The following is an 18,407-nucleotide window of genomic DNA, read 5'->3' on the forward strand; positions in this document are numbered from 1 at the left end:
GGGTAAGATGTGTGTATGTCATTTCGGGCAACTTTGACTTGGAGGTCTGGAAGGCCGGATGCTACTGCATCTTCCCACCTTTAACCATTTATCTTCAGTTGCACTTCATAGTTGAACTCGCGTTTTTTGTATCGGCTGGCTTTGCATCCCTACTGCTAAATCATGCAAAGGTGCAGAGTTTCGGGCTGCATTTAATGGGTAGTAGTTCAACCGGAAAAAGTACAGCCATGAAAGTGGCCGCGTCAGTATTTGGCGGCGCTGACTACGCCCAAAGTTGGCATGTTACCGATAACTCGTTAGAAGCAACGGCACAAAAGCACTCAGATGCTTTGCTGGTATTGGACGAGTTAGGACAAGCAGACCCTAAGATGGTGGGTAATATCGCGTATATGCTGAGTAATGAAAAAGGCAAAGGCCGCGCCACACAAAACGCAACAGCCAAAAAGATAGCGACATGGCGGCTGATTTTTATCAGTGATGGCGAATTATCCTTAGAAGCAAAAATGGCAGAGGCAGGCAAGACCACGAAAGGCGGCCAAGATGTAAGGATGGCACATATCAATGCTGATGCTGGTAAGTCATTGGGCTTATTCGATACGGTACATACCTTCGCTGATGGAGCGGCATTATCACGGCATTTAGTAAGCATGGTGCAGCAGTATCACGGCACAGCAGGTCTTGCCTTCATTGAATGGCTTGTAGATAACGTAGCGCAATTGGGTGATGTGCTGGCGCAGACGATCAGCGAAACAACGAAAAAGCTTTGTCCTGCAAATGCGCACGGCCAAGTAAAGCGGGTATCAGATTTTTTCTCATTGGTTGCGGCCGGTGGTGAGTTAGCAACGGCTGCCGGTGTTACTGGGTGGGTAGATGGAGAGGCCACAGAAGCGGCAAGCACTTGTTTTAACGATTGGCTGGCGAGTCGTGGCACCGCAGGCGATATCGAGCAAGATAGAATGTTGGCGCTGTTACCTGATTTTATTCAGGTCAATGGTGATTCTCGTTTTGCTTGGGCGCATAGAGCAATGGATGACCATTCTCCAAAAACGATTAATCAGGCAGGTTTTAAACGAGTGTTGAGCAGAGCTGGAAATCCGATCAAGAGCAATTCTGACTGGCACAAAGAATATGGCGACAAAGTGCATCCAGACGAGGCCGATGGAGCAATTATTGAATATTTTTTATTGCCAAAAGTATTTAAAGACGAAGTGTGCAAAGGCTATGATGCGCGTCTAGTAGCTGCAAAGATGGCCGATATGGGCGTATTTGAGAAAGACAACCAAGGAAAGACGAGTATTGTAGAACGCTTCGCCGGTATGAAATCACGTTTTTATAAAATTCCTAGCGATAAGCTGTTTTCACTATTGAGCTAATGCACAATGAGGCGGCGCGGCCTTGATGTGGCCGGGGGTGGGTTTCCCCCCGCGCAGAAAAATGACTGATTAGGTATACAGGTATGCCAGAAACGCCCAATAGTGCAGGCGTTTAAAATGGACTTCTGTATTTGTTCACTCTGCCACACCGTCACACATTGAGAGCCGCATGGAACACCTTGCATGTGTTCCACGTAGAACTAATATCCATGCGGGTTTGCGGCTCGTTTGTTGAGGTTGCCACACCGTCACAACTATAAACGTATCCATTCCTACTTCATTTCGTTTTATGCCTGATTTTCTGGAATTTATACAAGCCTGCACCGCATAAGGCTTTCAGACCTAAAATACCTTGAAAGCTGCACCAAATATAGGTTTCACTCAAAGCCAATAAACATAAGGCTTTCAAGAGGAAAAGCCTTGCAAAGCTGCACCGGTAATAAGGATTCACATATTTTTCATTGCCGGACAACGCTGACAGCTTAGATGCAAAGCCATTGAGCGACCAAAGGTTGGCGGTCTCTGTTAATGTGCTGAACGGCAGAAAGATCATTATAAGATTGGTGTTTGATTCGAGGAGTCCCTATAGAAAATTCACGGGTCCTTTTTTTGATCAGGCCAACGAGGGCGCGAAGACCCCGAATTTTCGCCAGATTTTTCGCTGTCACTCACTTCCTTCCTTTGGTTAAAGAGCAAACTGTACAAGCCTTTTCTAGGTTCTTTTTCATGTCGTATATACACGGGTGCCATGACCCCAGAATTTAGCTAGTTAGCTTGATTGCTTGGGGGTCATATTTTTTAATGATGCAGATACGAATAGGAGACGAAAATAGTTAAAACGATCTAAGAAAAACTTTTTGACGGTATCTATGACGGTATTTTTGATTTTTTAAAATTAAAAGTCCTTTATTCATGCGGGTTTCAAGGCATTATTCGACTTCCCCATTCGCCATGAACACCGCAAACTACGATCAAGTTTGCCTAAAAAGCCCCTAAGTTATCAATTACTTAGGGGCTTTTTTAATACCTACAGTCCTGCGATTCATACCTGAGCGCACTACGGCATTCAGGACGCGGAATTTAGTCCGCCACGATGCGATTTTCCGTCCATTGCTATAATACGCGGATGACATATAGCATCGTTTGGTTCAAACGCGATCTGCGTTTGCATGATCATCTTGCCCTTCATACTGCAGTCAGCCGAGGGGCTGTGCTGTGTTTGTACGTGGTCGAGCCCTCAATCAGGGCACAGGACGACGTGGCCAATCAACATTACCAGTTTCTATTAGAAAGCTTGCGTGAGCTGTATGCGGCATTGCGTGATGCCGGAGGAAAGTTACACATTGTCACCGGTGAAGTTCCTGAGGTATTTAATACACTACATTCGCATCAACCGTTTACAAGCATTTATTCACATGAAGAAACCGGCAATCAAGTCACCTACCAACGTGATATTGCACTCGCGAAGTGGTGCAACGAGCAGAAAATTACATGGCACGAATTCCCTCAATTTGGCGTAGTACGCCGATTAAAAATTCGGGATAAATGGCAGAAAAATTGGAATGCACATAACGACAAAGAATGTATCCCTATGCCAGTTCTGTCTGCCGACAATTTTATACAACTTCAACTTGGTTTTGCGCCGCCACAACTACCGCCTGCCATTGAAGAACTCGGTCTCAACCCTTATGATCCGCCACAAAGACAACGTGGTGGCCGTCAATCAGGTTTAAAGACCCTGACTAGCTTTTTACATCAGCGTAGTCAGCAATATCGCGGGGGTATTTCGTCGCCACTATCAGCACCCACAGCCTGCTCGCGATTATCGCCGTATTTGGCTTTTGGTTGCGTTAGCTTGCGAGAAATTGTCCATGCGACGCGCTTGCATATGGCATCTTTGTCGCCAGAAGCTGAGCGCCAAAGAAAGGGACTAAATGCCTTTATTAGTCGTCTATATTGGCATTGCCATTTTATTCAAAAATTAGAAAGCGAACCGGAGCTCGAATATCGTAATCTACACCGTGGCTACGATGGTTTGCGCGAGAATAGCTGGAATCAAAGTCACTTTGATGCCTTGACCAATGCCCGCACCGGATGGCCCTTGGTTGATGCTTGCGTCACCATGCTGAAGGAAACTGGTTGGCTCAATTTCAGAATGCGTGCCATGTTGGTTTCGGTAGCGGCATATCCACTTTGGTTAGATTGGCGCCCGGTCGGTTCCTGGTTAGCCAGTCAATTTTTAGACTATGAACCAGGCATTCATTGGAGCCAGATGCAAATGCAATCAGGCACGACAGGGATCAACATCCCACGAATTTACAATCCGATTAAGCAAGCCTACGACCACGATCCGCAGGGACATTTCGTGCGACGCTGGTTACCGGCGATGCGCCGTGTTCCAGATACCTGGCTATTCGAACCCTGGCGCATGCCACCTGACGTTCAGGCATCGTGTGATGTCATAGTCGGTATTGACATTCCAGCGCCAGTTGTCGATCTCGAAATGGCAACCCGAGAGGCTAAAGCCCGGGTTTTTGCATTACGAGCGCAAACACATATTAAAGTGGCCAAAGCGGCAATTCTGGAAAAGCATGGTTCGCGCAAAAATACAGCCAAAAAATCACGTTCTCCATCGCCACTAAAATCGATGGCCATCAATGCACAGCAAGAATTCGATTGGTAAGGCTCATCAAATGCGTATGCGAAAAAAAGCCGATCTGCCAAGCAAACTATGTCTGCAATGCATGCGTCCATTTGCATGGCGAAAGAAATGGGAAAAAGTATGGAACGAAGTCAAATATTGCTCAGAACGATGTCGGCGTGAAAGCAAAGGTCAATCTTTATGAGCCCCACTAAAACAAGTGAACGAACCAACGGTAGCGGCACACCCAACAACAAGATGGAAACAGCGATTTACTGGTTTCGCAATGATTTGCGTCTTGACGATAATCCTGCATTAGTTAGTGCATGTCAAAGTGCATCACAGATTATCTTTGTATATTGCCATATCCAGCATCCAGATACGCGTTGGGATACGCCGCGCAGCAGTGGCCATAGGCAGTTTTTTCTGGCATCGGCACTCGCTGACTTGCGGCAGCAATTGCGCGTTTATGGCAGCGAATTACTTGAAGTCACACAGAGCGCTGTAAGTTGTCTTCCCGAATTGGCGTTCGCATTCAACACGCGAACAATTTTCTGTGAAGAGATTGCTGCTCCCGAAGAACAGGATGAAATCAATGTCTTGCGCAGTCATGGCTTGATTCTTAATACGACCTGGCAATCGAGTCTGCTAGCGCCAGCAGCACTTCCTTTCACTGCAGATGCTCTACCAGAAGTTTTTACCGTTTTTCGTCATGCGGTCGAAAACGCAGGAGTTATTCCCCCTGCACCTGTTCGACGCCCGCACTTACTCCCTCCATTGCCAGAAAAATTTCACCAAATCGCGCAAATTTGGAAGCGGACTGAGCAACATGTCGATGCAAACAAAAATGTGCCCGGCGCGGGATGTCACTTTGACCCGCGTTCATCTTTTCCGTATTACCAACCAGCATTCGGTGGCGGTTCAACAGCAGCAAATGCGCACTTACAACAATATTTCCAACGCGGATTAGCGCATACCTACAAACAAACCCGTAATCAATTAACAGGACATGACTACTCGACTAAGTTTTCGCCATGGCTAGCCTCCGGTGCCCTTTCGGCCCGCCAAATCTATACAGCATTGAAACAATTCGAAGCGGACTATGGCGCCAATGACAGTAGCTATTGGATTTGGTTTGAATTGCTATGGCGTGATTTTTTTCGCTTGCTACACCTTAAATACGGACGCAAGTTATACACTGCACATGGTCTCAGCGAGTTACCTGTACCATCCCACTATCAGGAGAATTTCCATCGCTGGTGTCAGGCAAGAACTGGGGAATCACTCGTGGATGCTGGCATGGCCGAATTAAGTGCTACCGGTACTTTGTCAAATAGACTAAGGCAAATCGTTGCGAGTTTTCTGATCTATGACCTGCAGTGCGACTGGCGTGCTGGTGCAGCATGGTTTGAAGCGCAACTGATTGATTACGATGTTTATAGCAATCAAGGAAACTGGCTCTACATTGCGGGACGCGGATCTGACCCTCGTAATGGTCGCCGGTTCAATATTCAAAAGCAGGTAAAAGATCATGATAGTGACGGCTCCTATCAACGATTGTGGACTACTAACTAATCAATGACGATAACAATGGCGATGGCGATGACAAAAATAAGATTGCTCCTTGGTGATCAATTAAATCTCCAACACTCTTGGTTTCATGAGGTCGATGACAATCACGTTTATGTTCTGATGGAAGTCAGACAAGAAACTGATTATGTACTTCATCATGCCCAAAAAATTCTTGCTATTTTTGCTGCGATGCGCGATTTTGCAAAGCAACTCAGAGAGCGTGGACATAAAGTGCATTATGTGCACATCAACGATGCAACAAATCTGCATGCGATCCCGGCAAACCTCGATGCTTTAATAGAGACCTATCAAGCAAGGGAAGTCGAATATCAAATGCCTGACGAATGGCGCTTAGATCAGCAACTATATAAACATAGTCGCATGTCTTCCATCCCATGGCGTATGGTTGATAGCGAACATTTTTATACCAGTCGCCATCAGGCAGCCGATATTTTTATGGGGCGCAAGCAATGGTTGATGGAATTTTTTTATCGTCAGATGCGTACTCAACATCAGGTCTTGATGGATGATAAAAAGCCGGTTGGCGACCAATGGAATTACGACCACGATAACCGCAAACCCTGGCGTGGCACCCCCGCAGAACCAGCGGATGTTCGCACTATGCATGATCATTCGGCATTGTGGGATGACATCGTAAACGCTGGCATTGCCAGCTTCGGGCGACCGCAAGAGCGAGAATTTCCGTGGCCTTTAAACCGAGAGGAAGCGCTTGAACAACTCAATGCATTTATTCAACATGGGCTGCCTTTTTTTGGTGATTTTCAAGATGCGATGAGTAGCAAAGCGTGGCGACTATTTCATTCGCTTTTATCTTTTGCCCTCAACGTCAAAATGCTCAATCCGCGTGAAGTAGTTCATCGTGCCGAAACAGCTTTCCGCGAGGGTAAGGTACCGCTGGCGGCGGCAGAAGGATTTATCAGGCAAATTTTAGGCTGGCGTGAGTATATTCGCGGTGTGTATTGGAATTTTATGCCGGAGTATGCGGAAAAGAATTTCTTTAACCATCAACGAGTATTGCCGTCGTGGTTCTGGAACGGTGAAACAAAAATGAATTGTCTATCGCATGCGATTGGCCAATCGCTGGAACAAGCCCATGCACATCATATACAACGCCTCATGGTCATTGGTAATTTTTCGCTGCTTGCTGGCCTACAGCCACAAGCCGTACATCAGTGGTATTTAGGCGTCTATATCGATGCGTTTGAATGGGTCGAGCTTCCGAATACGATAGGCATGAGTCAATTTGCTGATGGTGGATTATTAGCGACCAAACCTTATGTATCAAGCGCTGCTTATATTGATAAAATGAGTGACTATTGCAAGGGATGTCATTACGACAAAAAGCAACGAATCGGCGAAAAGGCGTGCCCTTTTAATGCCTTATATTGGGATTTTTTCGAGCGCAATAAACGATTATTAGCAAAAAACCCGCGCATTGGTATGGCATATCGACAAATTGAAAAAATGGACGAAAAAACCATCCATGATTTCAAACATCAAGCACAAAAAATCTTAGATAATTTGGATAAGCTTTGATCGTTCAATCATAGTTGACACTTTACGCACCTGAATGCGAGACAAAATGAAAATAGGTATGCAAACCTGGGGGAGTCACGGCGATATCCGGCCATTTCTTGCACTGGCGGAAGGTTTGCAGGCAGCCGGTCACGAGGTGACATTGTTGATTACCTGCTTTGATAGTGCGATTTACTCGGACATTACCTCCACGAATGGCGTCAACATTACACTTATTGCTTCGCCGGTCATCAGTATTGAAGAAGCTGAAAAAATCGCCACGATGGCATATAACATTCGCGATCCCATGAAACAGATCGCAACGATTTTAGAACGTGGCTTTGAACCGGTCGAAGATCAAATGTTTGTCGCAGCGCAGCAACTGAGTAAAGACAACGATCTGTTGATCGGTCACTACTTTATGTATCCACTACAAGTAGCCGCTGAAAAAACACAGAAGCCCTATATCAGCGTGGTACTCGCCAATATCGTCGTACCAAGTGATTACGCAAACCCGCTAGGATTCAATCGCTTAGGCCTATGGGGGCATCGTATTATCTGGTGGGTCACCAAGTTCAGCGTTAATCGCGTGTTATTGCATTACCCTAACCGCCTGCGCCAGCAGTTAGGCATGAAACCAACACGGGACATCTTGACGCAGGTATGGATGTCACCATACCTGACCCTACTTGCAGTAAGCCCGCAATTTTGCCAACGTCAGCCAGACTGGCCTTCCTCAGTGCAAGTATGCGGTTTTTTAGACACGCCAAATATGACCATGGAGGGCGTCATCCCAGCTTCGCTAAAATCGTTTCTGGATGCGGGTGAACCTCCGGTCTACATGACATTTGGTAGCTGGATGCCGCATGAAATTGCCAACCAAACAGCGACACTGCGACTCCTGACGGACGCGGCAAACCTGGCAGGATGTCGGGCGATTATTCAGAGCCCCTCGTCGCCAGATTGTGGATTTACATCAAACGATCAAATATTTTATATATCAGCAGCGCCACACTATGCGATTTTTCCGCATTGCCAAGCGGTTGTGCATCACGGTGGCGCCGGCACCACGCAATCCACCACAATCTCCGGTAAGCCATCGATCGTGGTAACTCACTTGAGCGAGCAGGAGCATTGGGGACGTGAGTTACGTCGTGTCGGTATTGCGGGGGACTTTCTTCACCGACGCAACTTAACTTCAAAACAACTTGCCCGGAAAATTCAATTTGTCTTGAATTCCCCTGAACTAAGCCTCAAAGCGAAGTCCATTGCAGAAGCAATGAAAAAGGAAAATGGTGTCGACGCAGCAGTAAATTTAATACAGCAAAGATTCGCAGTTTGAAATTGAATCCGTCATTCAAAATGCAGCGAGTCTCTGCTGTATTTTCAGTATCGTCGTTCCAATTCTTTTTGTAAGAAATTGAATTATTGAGGCGTTGAATCAATGAAACGTTAAATCAATGAGACGTTAAATCAATGAGACGTTGAAACTTTTTACGTTGACATGTTTTAATTTAAAAAAAATCGACGTCTCAATTTAATTAACGCCAGTGATTTTCACCGCGTCCATCACCACGTCCATCGTGGCGATCGTCATGTCTTTCGTCATGTCTTTCGTCATGGCGCTCATCACGACGAGTTTCATAACGATGATCATAACGATCTTCATGGCGCTCATAGCGACCATGTTCTTCGTAACGGTCGTGTCCATGATCCCCGTACCATTCACGACCATGTTCTCGATATTGCGGTGCATAGACTCTGGAATACCAGTTATCCTGGACAAAATACACATGACGTCCACATGCGCGATATGCATCGCAGTAGCGACTCCAATGTCTGAAATGCTCTGGCGGCACCCGTAAATAAATTGGTTCAGCAATGTATCCCACCACTGGTCGTGCAACAATGACTGGTGCCGCATAAATAACCGCTGGAGGTGCCACATGCCCAATATCGATTTGCCCATAAAAGCCAGGCTCACCGACCGATACCGCAAGGTTGACTCCTTGTGAGAAGGCCGAACCCGCGGCAAGAAGGGCAAAAGCTGCAACGGCAAGTTTTTTCATGATAGACATCCTTTTTTACAACGCAAGAAACATAGTTCATCAACGAAGTGCTTGCCTCGAACGATGACCTGACTATGAATCTAACTTGTAACGGTATGTCGCAACATCACGTTTTAAATCTTTGCAACCTTACGAAAATCTTTTGGGCGAAATCCCATCACAGCCAAGGAGGAGAAGTAAGTTGCCATTGAGGCGAGAATCAACATCAATAGTGCACCAGCGCGAAGGATGGGCGTAGCACGCATGGCCAGCCAGTTAAACTGGTCAGAAATCCATAATGATACGAAAGCCATTAGTAGCAAGGCCGCAAACAACTTCAGCAAAAACATTCCCCATCCTTTATGCGGATGAAAAATACCTCGACGACGCAACCCAATAAACAGGAACGTCGCATTAACACATGCACCCAAGCCAACTGACAGCGCCAGACCTGCATGTGCGAACATTGGCACAAAAATCAAATTCATTAACTGCGTTGCAATCATAACGCTGACCGCAATCTTAACGGGTGTGCGAATATCCTGGCGAGCATAAAATCCTGGTGCGAGGATTTTGACAACAATCAAACCAATAAGGCCGATGCCATACGAAATCAGTGCATTTGAGGTCATGCTAACGGCATGCGCATCAAATTCGCCATGGTGAAACAAGGTCGCTGTCAGGGGGATAGGAATCGTCGCCAACGCCACGCCAGCGGGCATTGCCAATAAAAATGTCAGCCTTAAGCCCCAATCTAACAAAGCCGAATATTCTGCTGTATCGCCATCCGCATTGGCCTTGGATAAGCCAGGCAACAAAATAGTGCCGAGTGCAACGCCAAGTAAAGCAGTAGGAAATTCCATCAACCGGTCAGCGCTGGCGAGCCAGCTAGTGCTACCGGCAACCATGCGAGACGCCAGGCTAGTGTTAATCAAAATGCTGATCTGTGATGCCGACACCGCCACAATGGCGGGCAGCATATTACGTACGATGCGCCTTACGCCTTCATCTTGCCAGGCAGTCGCCGGACGCCAGCCGATACGTGGCATCATACCGATCTTGACGAGTGCAGGAACCTGTATCCATAACTGCAATACGCCACCAATAAAAACGCCGATGGCCTGCCCATAAATCGGGTGCTCCATCCATCGCGATAACCATAATGTGGCAGCAATCGACGTCAGGTTATATATTACAGGGGTAAAGGCAGGAATCTTAAATTCGCGCCAGGTATTCAGAATCCCGCCAGCCAATGCCACCATCGACATAAACCCGATGTAGGGAAACATAATACGCGTCATCAAGACTGTCGCACTAAATACCTCGGCGTTCTTGACTAAGCCACTCGCCGCAAAATACAGAATAACCGGTGCACCGACGATTCCAAGCACACAGGTCAGCAATAGAGCCCAGGTCAGCAGGGTTGCGACATGATCGACGAGCTCTTTGGTCGCCTGATTTCCTTGCTGGGATTTGTATTCGGCGAGAATCGGTACAAATGCTTGCGCAAAAGCACCTTCTGCAAAAAGGCGGCGTAATAAGTTGGGAATACGGAATGCAATATTGTAGGCATCCGTCATCGAATTGGCACCGAAATAAGTCGTGAACAGCACGTCCCGGGCAAGTCCGGAAACGCGCGACAACATAGTCATGCCACTAATGGAAGCGAGAGTTCTGATTAAATTCATGGTGCCGCATTATATATCGGAGGTTAGCGTATGTTTTTAAGATCTTCTGGATTTAACACAACAAGGTTTACTGACGATGATCTGTTGGCATAAATAAACTTTTCATGACACACGCTCATTTAAATATCGTTTAATTATAATTTCAACAATTTATTACTGATCAGTAACCACGTTTTACCTATGATTTGCTACACTGTTGACCGTAATCATCTAGGCCGTACCCAGAATATCTCGTTACTCAGACAACACCACGCACGCCGGAGTAAGTTCATGTCCCGTTTTCAACAATATCGCCGCCACCTTTGCAATCATTTTTACCGTCGTTTTTGCCTCCAATACTTAGGCACAATCGCATTTGCGTTGTCCAGCATGGTTTTCACCAGCAACCTAAGTTTTGCAGCGAACGCCAACACAAGCAGCGACCTAGAAGCGGCGTCCATCGCGTTGCAGCAGACGGGCTTTCAAGGTGCCATCCTGGCGGCACGTGGCGACAAACTCCTCTACAAAGCCAGTATCGGCAATTTTGGGGACGTCAATCGTACATTCCGCTTTGCTTCTATTACCAAAGAAATGACCGCGATTATCCTGATGCAAGAGGTCGAAGCAGGTCATTTGCAGCTTGATCAAACATTGGGAACCTATTGGCCTGATTATCCCAATCCTGCCGTTCGCGCTGTAACCATACGCCAGTTTATGACCCATTACTCTGGCCTGTTTAACGATAACGCTGTCCCAACGTTTCATATGTTGAACGCTAATAATGGCGATGATATGAAAAAATTCGCGACCGGCATGTGTGCAGGTCAGACAAATAGCCAGCCTGGGTCGACATTCGATTACAACAACTGTGATTACATGGTTCTCGGTGCGCTATTAGAAAAAATCACGAAGCAATCATTTGCACAGTTATTGCAACAAAGAATCTTTTCCCCTGCAGGTATGACTAATGCGGGCTTTTACACCGCAGCGATGCCCGATAACCCAGACCATGTTCACGGCAGTTTAGGTGGACAAGCAGAGCCCGAAGTGAATCTCGCCAGTTATGGTGCAGCAGGCTCGTCGTTTGGAACTTTGAAGGATCTGCTGGCATTTGATCGTGCCTTCATTAAAGGTAAATACATTAGCGCTAAGTCTCGTGCCGAAATGATCAAACCGAATGCAGTTGGCGGTGCGCTTGGGGTTTGGGTCTATCCATTTCATGGCGCAGATGAGAAAAATCCCACCGTTATCGTCGAACGACAAGGTTGGATTGCTGGTATTCGAATTTTAAATTTAGTTGACGTGCAAAGCGGAAATATACTTATTTTGGTCAGTACCAATGGCGATCTCGATTTGACGCAAACGTGGGCGAATAAAGGACCTGCGGCTGGATTATTGAAAGCACTTTTACAGAGCAAATAAAGTGCGTTGCGCGGGAGGGTAACTGGAACAGGTCTTGTCGGTTAATTGATAATGACGGGTTGCCCCCGCAACTACAGGTCAATAATCACAAGAATGCCATGACTGCCAACGGCTACTGCATGCGGCACGTTAGCTGGCACTAAATACATTTCGCCAGCACAAACAATGACCAACTCACCATCAATCTGCAAATGCATCTGTCCGTCAATGACAATCAGTGCCTCATCAAAATCGTGAGTTTCATTTGGATAAGCGGCATCATCCATTCGTAACACTTTTACATTCGCCCCTGCAGCATGACCGACAATAGTTGATCTCCAAGGAAGTGGTAAATCAGTCGCCAGGTTTTTTAAATTAAAGTGAGCCATTTACAACTACTTTTCCAAGAGTATTTGAATAATCTGCAGAACCGATGAAACCCGTACTGCTCCTTGAATGCCATACCCTGAGTCAAAGCCATTTAATCCTCCTGCACCATCGTTCTGATCTTGATGGCTTTCTCAAAATGATCTAGCTTGTGAGTGGCGATCCACCAAGTCGCTGCTTCCATCAACAGAGTCGGATTATCGTTTTTATTCGCAAAAAAAGCATAAAACGACAATCCAACCTCACGTCCTTTTTGGGCTATTTTCTTATCGCAAACCGCAATGATTTTATTTTTTAATTCTGACGTCATACCATTCTTCGCACGTAAAAACATGGTAATAGGCTAATGAATTTAAAGTACATCTTTCATCAACGCCGTCGCAATCTGATGCGTATCTTTTAACGTCTGTAAGACGATGTTAGAACGAATATCTAATACCCCTGTTGTTTTGTATAAGCGCTCAAGGACAAAGCTGGAATAGTGTTTCAAATTGCGCGCTCTCACCCTTAGCAGATAGTTGGCGTCACCTGTAATAATGTAGGAGCCGATAACTTCAGGCCACTGCATCAAAGCCTGCGAAAAATTTTCATGCCACTGCTCTACATCGCGACGCATCGTCACCTGCACAAATGCATCCACTTCAAGCCCTACTTTTGTCGCATCGACGACCGCACAATAGTGGTGAATAATTCCTGCCTCTTCCAACATTCTGACACGGCGCAAACACGAAGACGGTGATAAAAAAACTTTGTCTGCGAGTTCTTGATTACTGATACGGCCATCTTCTTGCAACTGCTGCAAAATTTTAAGGTCAGTAGCATCCAACTGCATATTTTTACTCCAGTTAAAAGTAGTGCGCCAATCACTTTTCTTAGGGTGGGTGCAACCCACCTATCCTATAAAAACAAGCAAGCGTTAACGGATGCATCAGATGCATCAGATGCATCAAAGTTACCCATATCAGTTTGAATGATCAGCACACCAACTAGCTTGCCGATTATTAGAATTTTCCACCAAGAAAACGTGCAAAATCAGGTATTGATGCAATGCAAAAGCAAATTTGCGATAAATATTTTAAGAAATAAGGATTATTTCGCAGTATATTCCAAAAATCATCTTTTTATCGCTGCAATTTGCAAGAATTATTCAACGATTCCAGCATAAAATCTCTGCATGTTTTTTACGGGAGGTTTTATGTCGGTGTCATCTCAATTGTGGGATATTAGTCCTGCGATCCAAGCAGGAATTCCGGTCTGGCCGGGGGACAGCGAGTACAGCGCTGAAACGACCTGGCAGATTGCCGACGGCTGTCCCGTTAAAGTCAGCAAGATCACGATGTCAACGCATACCGGCGCTCACTGTGACGCCCCATCGCATTACGACCCGGATGGCAAAGCGATTGACGAAGTGCCTCTTACTACCTATATCGGCACTTGCCGCGTGATCCATTGCATAGGTGCGGCTCAAGTCTTGCCTGAGCACATTTTGCCGTTTATTGAACAGTTACCGCAACGGGTGCTATTTCGCACCTACGAATGCGCGCCGCAAATGCACTGGGATAAGGACTTTCCATTCGTCAGCCCGGCGGCAATCGCCTTGCTGGCAGCTCATGGCGTCAAATTGATCGGCATTGATAGTCCATCGTTAGATCCGCAAGAATCGAAAACGCTTGATGCACATTTATGCGTGAAATCGTACGACATGGCGATCTTAGAAGGCATTGTGCTAGATGCGATTAATGCGGGCGATTACGAATTGATTTGCTTGCCACTCAAACTCGCAGGACTCGATGCCAGCCCGGTTCGTGCTGTTTTGCGCGGTTTATCGACATCGATGTAAAAGTAATTCACCCCATATTTAGGTACTTAGATTCTGAGGAAATAAGATGACAACAACCACAACCACCACATCAACCACATCAACCATAACTACCCGCGCTGATTGCGAAAAATTGGATCAGCAAGACCCATTAGCGCCCCTACGCAATGATTTCATTTTGCCTGAAGGCGTAATCTATCTCGATGGTAATTCTCTTGGCGCACGGCCTAAATCATCCATGGCACGCGCACAAGAAGTGATTACTCAAGAATGGGGAACTGATTTAATTACCAGTTGGAACAAAGCAGGTTGGTTTGACTTACCCTCCTCACTCGGCAATCAACTAGCACCGCTGATTGGCGCAGAAGCCAATGAAGTCGTGGTCACCGATTCGACGTCAATCAATTTATTTAAAGCGATTGCGGCGGCATTACAAATCCAATCCAGTGATACCAAGCGCAAGACCATCATTACAGAACGCAGTAATTTCCCGACTGACATTTACATGGCAGAAGGAATCACCAAATGGCTCGATCGCGGCTACCAGATTGTATTAATTGATAGTCCAGAAGAACTGGCAAACGTCATCAATAATGACACTGCGTTAGTTATGCTGACCCATGTCAATTACCGTACTGGTTATCTGCACGATATGACGGCTGTCACCGCATTAATTCACCAGCATGGGGCGCTGGCCTTGTGGGATCTGGCACATTCGGCAGGTGCTGTCCCTGTGCAATTGAATGCAGCCAATGCCGACTTTGCGGTCGGTTGTACTTATAAATATTTAAACGGTGGCCCGGGCGCGCCGGCTTTCATTTGGGTACCAACACGTCATCAAGCCGTGTTCAATCATCCTTTATCAGGTTGGTGGGGACATGCAAGTCCATTTGCAATGGCACCCGGTTTCGCACCAACACCTGGCATCCGTCGCGCTTTATGCGGCACGCAACCTATCGTCTCGCTAGCGCTGGTTGGTTGTGGTCTGGATATTTTTGGTAAAACCGACATGCTAGCAATTCGCAAAAAATCGCTGGCATTAACCGATTTGTTTATTGCACTCGTTGAACAGCGTTGCGCATCGCATCCGCTGGAACTGGTCACACCAAGAACACATCAACAACGGGGTAGTCAGGCAAGCTTTAAACACCCGCATGCTTATGCAGTAATACAAGCATTAATTGGTCGTGGTGTGATTGGTGACTATCGCGAACCAGCGATAATGCGATTTGGATTTACGCCGCTCTATATTGGTTACGCTGATGTTTGGGACGCCGTAGAGACGCTGCGCGACATTTTGGATAAACAGGATTATGACACCAACTTGCAACGCAATGCCGTGACCTGATTGGCAACGTCACGATGACGCTATAGCTTCGATCGAGCATCGTTCGAGCATAGATCGTGCAACGTTCGGGCAACGTTTGGGCATTGTTATTACAACGTTCCCGACACTGACAATATTTTGAAAGAATTATCATGAGCAACAACAACGAACAAGCAAGTAAATGCCCGATGTCCTGGCATGGCGCACAACTCGATTTTTCTGAATCCATGAGCTATGGCGATTATCTGGGTTTGGATCAGATTTTGACAGCACAACATCCACGTTCGCCCAATCATAACGAAATGCTGTTCATCATCCAGCATCAAACGAGTGAGTTATGGATCAAGCTAATGCTGCATGAATTACATGCGGTACGCCAACACATTCATAACAACGATTTACCGCCAGCATTCAAAATGTTGTCGCGTGTTGCCCGGATTATGGATCAACTCGTTCATGCGTGGGACGTATTGGCAACCATGACGCCAAGTGAATACACGGCCATTCGGCCTTACCTCGGGGCGTCGTCTGGTTTTCAATCACATCAGTATCGTGAATTGGAATATTTGCTCGGCAATAAAAATACCACCATGTTGAATGTCCATGAGAGCAAACCAGAAATTCATGCCACGCTAGATTCTGCTTTACGTACGCCATCAATTTATGACGAAGCGATTATGTTAATGGCACGCCAGGGATTTACAATTGACGCCGACCGCTTGCAATGCGACTGGACCCAGAAAACCGAAGCCAACGAGTCTGTCAAGGCAGCATGGCTGCAAGTTTATCAAGCGCCAGAGCAGCACTGGTCTTTGTATGAGTTGGCTGAAAAGCTGGTCGATATGGAAACTGCATTCCGTATCTGGCGCTTCCGTCACGTCACAACAGTAGAACGTATTATTGGCTTCAAAACCGGTACGGGTGGCACGGCAGGCGTCAGCTATTTACGTAAGATGCTTGACGTTGTGCTGTTTCCGGAACTGTTTGCGTTGCGTACTGCGCTGTAATCAACACTCAGTCGCCTAGGGGCGGAGCAAACCGCCCGTCCCCTCCCCCTTCCCCATCGCCCCTCTCAATTGCGGTTATAAGCTGAATTGCAGACATTCGATCTTGCTGTTCAATTTCCTTGAAAAATATTAAAAAATATTAAAAAATATTAAAAACGCAATAAATTACCAGTTTTGCTGCATTGCAATGCAATTTATGCAACGACTTAGAAAAATAGCATATCAAGCTGCCACAGCTTTCGTTGTTTTCTCTTATCTACGAATAATTTCTTGAAACTACGCAAACTATGCTTCGATAAGGCGATTATAATCAGCGCAGATTCAAGGATGCTTCTTTTCTTATTTTTGCGGCACTGCAATGCTGCATGACTAGCATGGAATAAGTACTGATTAAATATTTCGCACTAATCTCGCACTATTTAGTTGGCAATACGAATGCAATATGACTGGAATTTGGAGTTTGACATGATCTTCCCCGCATTACGCCCCTCAACAACAAGCTTCTTGCCTATCGCAGAAGAATCAACAAATTACGATCAACTAACGGCTGGTTATATCGAAATGGGACTCAGCCTGCAACAATCCTACGGCACGAGCTGCGCGATTGAGTATTTGCAAGGCAAAGGCGTACCAAATCGAATCACTGAAAGAGTCCTGGTTCGGTCGAATCAACATCGATAGAGCCTGGCTTGGTTGTGCTCGTCAATACTGACACAATCGCCGACACAACAGATACAATCACTGACGCAAACGAATACATTCATTTTGCGTGAACGACTTAAGCGTGGCAGCACGAGAATAAATATTAGATAATGGTCTTTTATTCTCGGGGATTTGCATGCTTAGCTTTCAAACTGCGCTAACATTCTTTGGCGTGTCTATTTTATTAGGCCTATCTCCGGGACCGGATAACGTGTTCGTTCTCATGCAATCAGCGACCCAAGGTCGTAAAGCGGGCATGTTGGTTGTGTTGGGGCTATGCACCGGACTGGTCGTACATACAATCGCGATCGCCTTAGGATTAGCCGCCGTATTTGCTGCGTCAGCAATGGCGTTTCTAGTCCTGAAATTGTTTGGCGCCGCCTATCTAGCCTATCTGGCTTGGGGCGCCTGGCGTGCACCAGTCAGTGCCGATACCAGTATCAACGCCAGCCCCTTACGTCCGCGAGACTTATATCTGCGCGGCATCATCATGAATTTAACCAATCCTAAAGTCGTGTTCTTCTTTCTAGCGTTTTTGCCGCAGTTCGTTTCTGCCGAACGAGGTTCGGTAGCATTTCAATTTGTCGAGTTAGGTTGCCTATTTATTTTGGCGACCATCGTCGCTTTCGGCAGTATTAGCTACTTTGCCGCGACGGTAGGTCAACGTCTGCGCGGCTCCGCCAAAGCGCAACGCTGGATGAATCGCACAGCTGCGATTGTGTTTACCGGTTTAGCACTGAAATTGGCGCTGTCTCAACGCTAAATTCCCTGCATAAAAAAAGAAAAGCCTAAGCAAAAACATGGCGGATTCAATTTCGAAGTGCAACCACATGTTGATGCGATTGTAACTGCTTCATAAATACTTGGTGCGGCGTTTTGAAGCCGAGACATTTTCTGGGACGATGATTTAAGCTGTTCATCGCCCAT

Annotated in this window: 17 protein-coding genes and 1 pseudogene; 12 read left to right on the forward strand and 6 right to left on the reverse strand. The window is 46.4% G+C overall.

Annotated features, from left to right (window positions below):
* The 6 genes from ACO0K1_RS18455 to ACO0K1_RS18480 all read left to right on the forward strand — a co-directional run.
* The coding region (locus ACO0K1_RS18455; protein ID WP_423028400.1) for a DUF927 domain-containing protein at window positions 1–1,373 on the forward strand (1,373 nt) is incomplete at its 5' end.
* 1,126 nt (window positions 1,374–2,499) lie between these two features.
* Window positions 2,500–4,056 carry an FAD-binding domain-containing protein gene (locus ACO0K1_RS18460; protein ID WP_423028402.1) on the forward strand — a complete coding sequence of 519 codons (1,557 nt, stop codon included), beginning with the start codon at window positions 2,500–2,502 and terminating at the stop codon, window positions 4,054–4,056.
* A 16-nt stretch (window positions 4,057–4,072) separates the two neighbouring features.
* On the forward strand, window positions 4,073–4,219 hold the full coding sequence (locus ACO0K1_RS18465; RefSeq protein WP_423028430.1) for a DUF2256 domain-containing protein: 147 nt from the start codon (window positions 4,073–4,075) through the stop codon (window positions 4,217–4,219).
* Entirely contained in the window at window positions 4,216–5,589 is a 1,374-nt protein-coding gene (locus ACO0K1_RS18470; protein WP_423028404.1) for a DASH family cryptochrome, read from the forward strand. The genes ACO0K1_RS18465 and ACO0K1_RS18470 overlap by 4 nt, the downstream gene beginning before the upstream one ends.
* A gap of 21 nt (window positions 5,590–5,610) precedes the next feature.
* Window positions 5,611–7,143, forward strand: a complete 1,533-nt coding sequence (locus tag ACO0K1_RS18475) for a cryptochrome/photolyase family protein (RefSeq protein ID WP_423028432.1) — start codon at window positions 5,611–5,613, stop codon at window positions 7,141–7,143.
* A 46-nt stretch (window positions 7,144–7,189) separates the two neighbouring features.
* Window positions 7,190–8,464 (forward strand): glycosyltransferase, encoded by a 1,275-nt coding sequence (locus tag ACO0K1_RS18480; RefSeq protein WP_423028406.1) that lies wholly within the window; start codon window positions 7,190–7,192, stop codon window positions 8,462–8,464.
* A gap of 199 nt (window positions 8,465–8,663) precedes the next feature.
* Here the strand turns inward: ACO0K1_RS18480 and ACO0K1_RS18485 are convergent, their stop codons facing one another.
* Together ACO0K1_RS18485 and murJ are read right to left on the reverse strand one after the other, a co-directional pair.
* Complete coding sequence (locus ACO0K1_RS18485) at window positions 8,664–9,191, reverse strand: hypothetical protein (protein ID WP_423028408.1); 528 nt, start codon at window positions 9,189–9,191, stop codon at window positions 8,664–8,666.
* A gap of 113 nt (window positions 9,192–9,304) precedes the next feature.
* Window positions 9,305–10,858: a murein biosynthesis integral membrane protein MurJ gene (gene murJ / locus ACO0K1_RS18490; protein WP_423028410.1), complete on the reverse strand. Its 1,554-nt coding sequence runs from the start codon at window positions 10,856–10,858 to the stop codon at window positions 9,305–9,307.
* A 270-nt stretch (window positions 10,859–11,128) separates the two neighbouring features.
* On the opposite strand from murJ, the gene ACO0K1_RS18495 reads away from it, so the two are divergent.
* A complete protein-coding gene (locus tag ACO0K1_RS18495) occupies window positions 11,129–12,259 on the forward strand; it encodes a serine hydrolase domain-containing protein (protein ID WP_423028412.1) in 1,131 nt (376 codons plus the stop codon).
* A 71-nt stretch (window positions 12,260–12,330) separates the two neighbouring features.
* On the opposite strand, the gene ACO0K1_RS18500 is transcribed toward ACO0K1_RS18495, so the two are convergent.
* From ACO0K1_RS18500 to ACO0K1_RS18510, 3 genes are all read right to left on the reverse strand, one after another.
* The gene (locus ACO0K1_RS18500; RefSeq protein ID WP_423028414.1) at window positions 12,331–12,627 is read right to left on the reverse strand and encodes a cupin domain-containing protein; all 297 of its coding nucleotides are present in this window, start codon (window positions 12,625–12,627) and stop codon (window positions 12,331–12,333) included.
* 92 nt (window positions 12,628–12,719) lie between these two features.
* Window positions 12,720–12,935 (reverse strand): DUF6500 family protein, encoded by a 216-nt coding sequence (locus tag ACO0K1_RS18505; RefSeq protein WP_423028416.1) that lies wholly within the window; start codon window positions 12,933–12,935, stop codon window positions 12,720–12,722.
* 42 nt (window positions 12,936–12,977) lie between these two features.
* Window positions 12,978–13,457: an Lrp/AsnC family transcriptional regulator gene (locus ACO0K1_RS18510; protein WP_423028418.1), complete on the reverse strand. Its 480-nt coding sequence runs from the start codon at window positions 13,455–13,457 to the stop codon at window positions 12,978–12,980.
* A 363-nt stretch (window positions 13,458–13,820) separates the two neighbouring features.
* On the opposite strand from ACO0K1_RS18510, the gene kynB reads away from it, so the two are divergent.
* The 5 genes from kynB (at window position 13,821) to ACO0K1_RS18535 (ending at window position 18,243) form a co-directional block, all read left to right on the forward strand.
* Window positions 13,821–14,465, forward strand: coding sequence for an arylformamidase (kynB, locus tag ACO0K1_RS18515; protein WP_423028420.1), 645 nt, complete (start codon window positions 13,821–13,823; stop codon window positions 14,463–14,465).
* A 46-nt stretch (window positions 14,466–14,511) separates the two neighbouring features.
* On the forward strand, window positions 14,512–15,792 hold the full coding sequence (kynU, locus tag ACO0K1_RS18520; RefSeq protein ID WP_423028422.1) for a kynureninase: 1,281 nt from the start codon (window positions 14,512–14,514) through the stop codon (window positions 15,790–15,792).
* Window positions 15,793–15,923: 131 nt separating this feature from the next.
* Complete coding sequence (kynA, locus tag ACO0K1_RS18525; protein WP_423028424.1) at window positions 15,924–16,778, forward strand: tryptophan 2,3-dioxygenase; 855 nt, start codon at window positions 15,924–15,926, stop codon at window positions 16,776–16,778.
* A 465-nt stretch (window positions 16,779–17,243) separates the two neighbouring features.
* Window positions 17,244–17,459: a hypothetical protein gene (locus tag ACO0K1_RS18530; protein WP_423028426.1), complete on the forward strand. Its 216-nt coding sequence runs from the start codon at window positions 17,244–17,246 to the stop codon at window positions 17,457–17,459.
* Window positions 17,460–17,616: 157 nt separating this feature from the next.
* Window positions 17,617–18,243, forward strand: a complete 627-nt coding sequence (locus ACO0K1_RS18535; protein ID WP_423028428.1) for a LysE family translocator — start codon at window positions 17,617–17,619, stop codon at window positions 18,241–18,243.
* Window positions 18,244–18,289: 46 nt separating this feature from the next.
* On the opposite strand, the pseudogene ACO0K1_RS18540 reads toward ACO0K1_RS18535, so the two are convergent.
* Window positions 18,290–18,407 (reverse strand): annotated as a pseudogene (locus tag ACO0K1_RS18540) (IS30 family transposase); the annotation flags it as partial.

This window comes from Undibacterium sp. SXout20W (assembly GCF_049340285.1).
Taxonomy (GTDB): Bacteria; Pseudomonadota; Gammaproteobacteria; order Burkholderiales; family Burkholderiaceae_D; genus Undibacterium.

Bases quoted from the DNA above. Each gene is read 5' to 3' on its own strand.
- murJ (WP_423028410.1), bottom strand. From the start codon at position 10,858: ATGAATTTAATCAGAACTCTCGCTTCCATTAGTGGCATGACTATGTTG.
- ACO0K1_RS18475 (WP_423028432.1), top strand. From the start codon at position 5,611: ATGGCGATGACAAAAATAAGATTGCTCCTTGGTGATCAATTAAATCTC.
- ACO0K1_RS18535 (WP_423028428.1), top strand. From the start codon at position 17,617: ATGCTTAGCTTTCAAACTGCGCTAACATTCTTTGGCGTGTCTATTTTA.
- kynU (WP_423028422.1), top strand. From the start codon at position 14,512: ATGACAACAACCACAACCACCACATCAACCACATCAACCATAACTACC.
- kynB (WP_423028420.1), top strand. From the start codon at position 13,821: ATGTCGGTGTCATCTCAATTGTGGGATATTAGTCCTGCGATCCAAGCA.
- ACO0K1_RS18495 (WP_423028412.1), top strand. From the start codon at position 11,129: ATGTCCCGTTTTCAACAATATCGCCGCCACCTTTGCAATCATTTTTAC.
- ACO0K1_RS18510 (WP_423028418.1), bottom strand. From the start codon at position 13,457: ATGCAGTTGGATGCTACTGACCTTAAAATTTTGCAGCAGTTGCAAGAA.
- ACO0K1_RS18470 (WP_423028404.1), top strand. From the start codon at position 4,216: ATGAGCCCCACTAAAACAAGTGAACGAACCAACGGTAGCGGCACACCC.
- kynA (WP_423028424.1), top strand. From the start codon at position 15,924: ATGAGCAACAACAACGAACAAGCAAGTAAATGCCCGATGTCCTGGCAT.
- ACO0K1_RS18465 (WP_423028430.1), top strand. From the start codon at position 4,073: ATGCGAAAAAAAGCCGATCTGCCAAGCAAACTATGTCTGCAATGCATG.
- ACO0K1_RS18530 (WP_423028426.1), top strand. From the start codon at position 17,244: ATGATCTTCCCCGCATTACGCCCCTCAACAACAAGCTTCTTGCCTATC.
- ACO0K1_RS18485 (WP_423028408.1), bottom strand. From the start codon at position 9,191: ATGAAAAAACTTGCCGTTGCAGCTTTTGCCCTTCTTGCCGCGGGTTCG.
- ACO0K1_RS18505 (WP_423028416.1), bottom strand. From the start codon at position 12,935: ATGACGTCAGAATTAAAAAATAAAATCATTGCGGTTTGCGATAAGAAA.
- ACO0K1_RS18460 (WP_423028402.1), top strand. From the start codon at position 2,500: ATGACATATAGCATCGTTTGGTTCAAACGCGATCTGCGTTTGCATGAT.
- ACO0K1_RS18500 (WP_423028414.1), bottom strand. From the start codon at position 12,627: ATGGCTCACTTTAATTTAAAAAACCTGGCGACTGATTTACCACTTCCT.
- ACO0K1_RS18480 (WP_423028406.1), top strand. From the start codon at position 7,190: ATGAAAATAGGTATGCAAACCTGGGGGAGTCACGGCGATATCCGGCCA.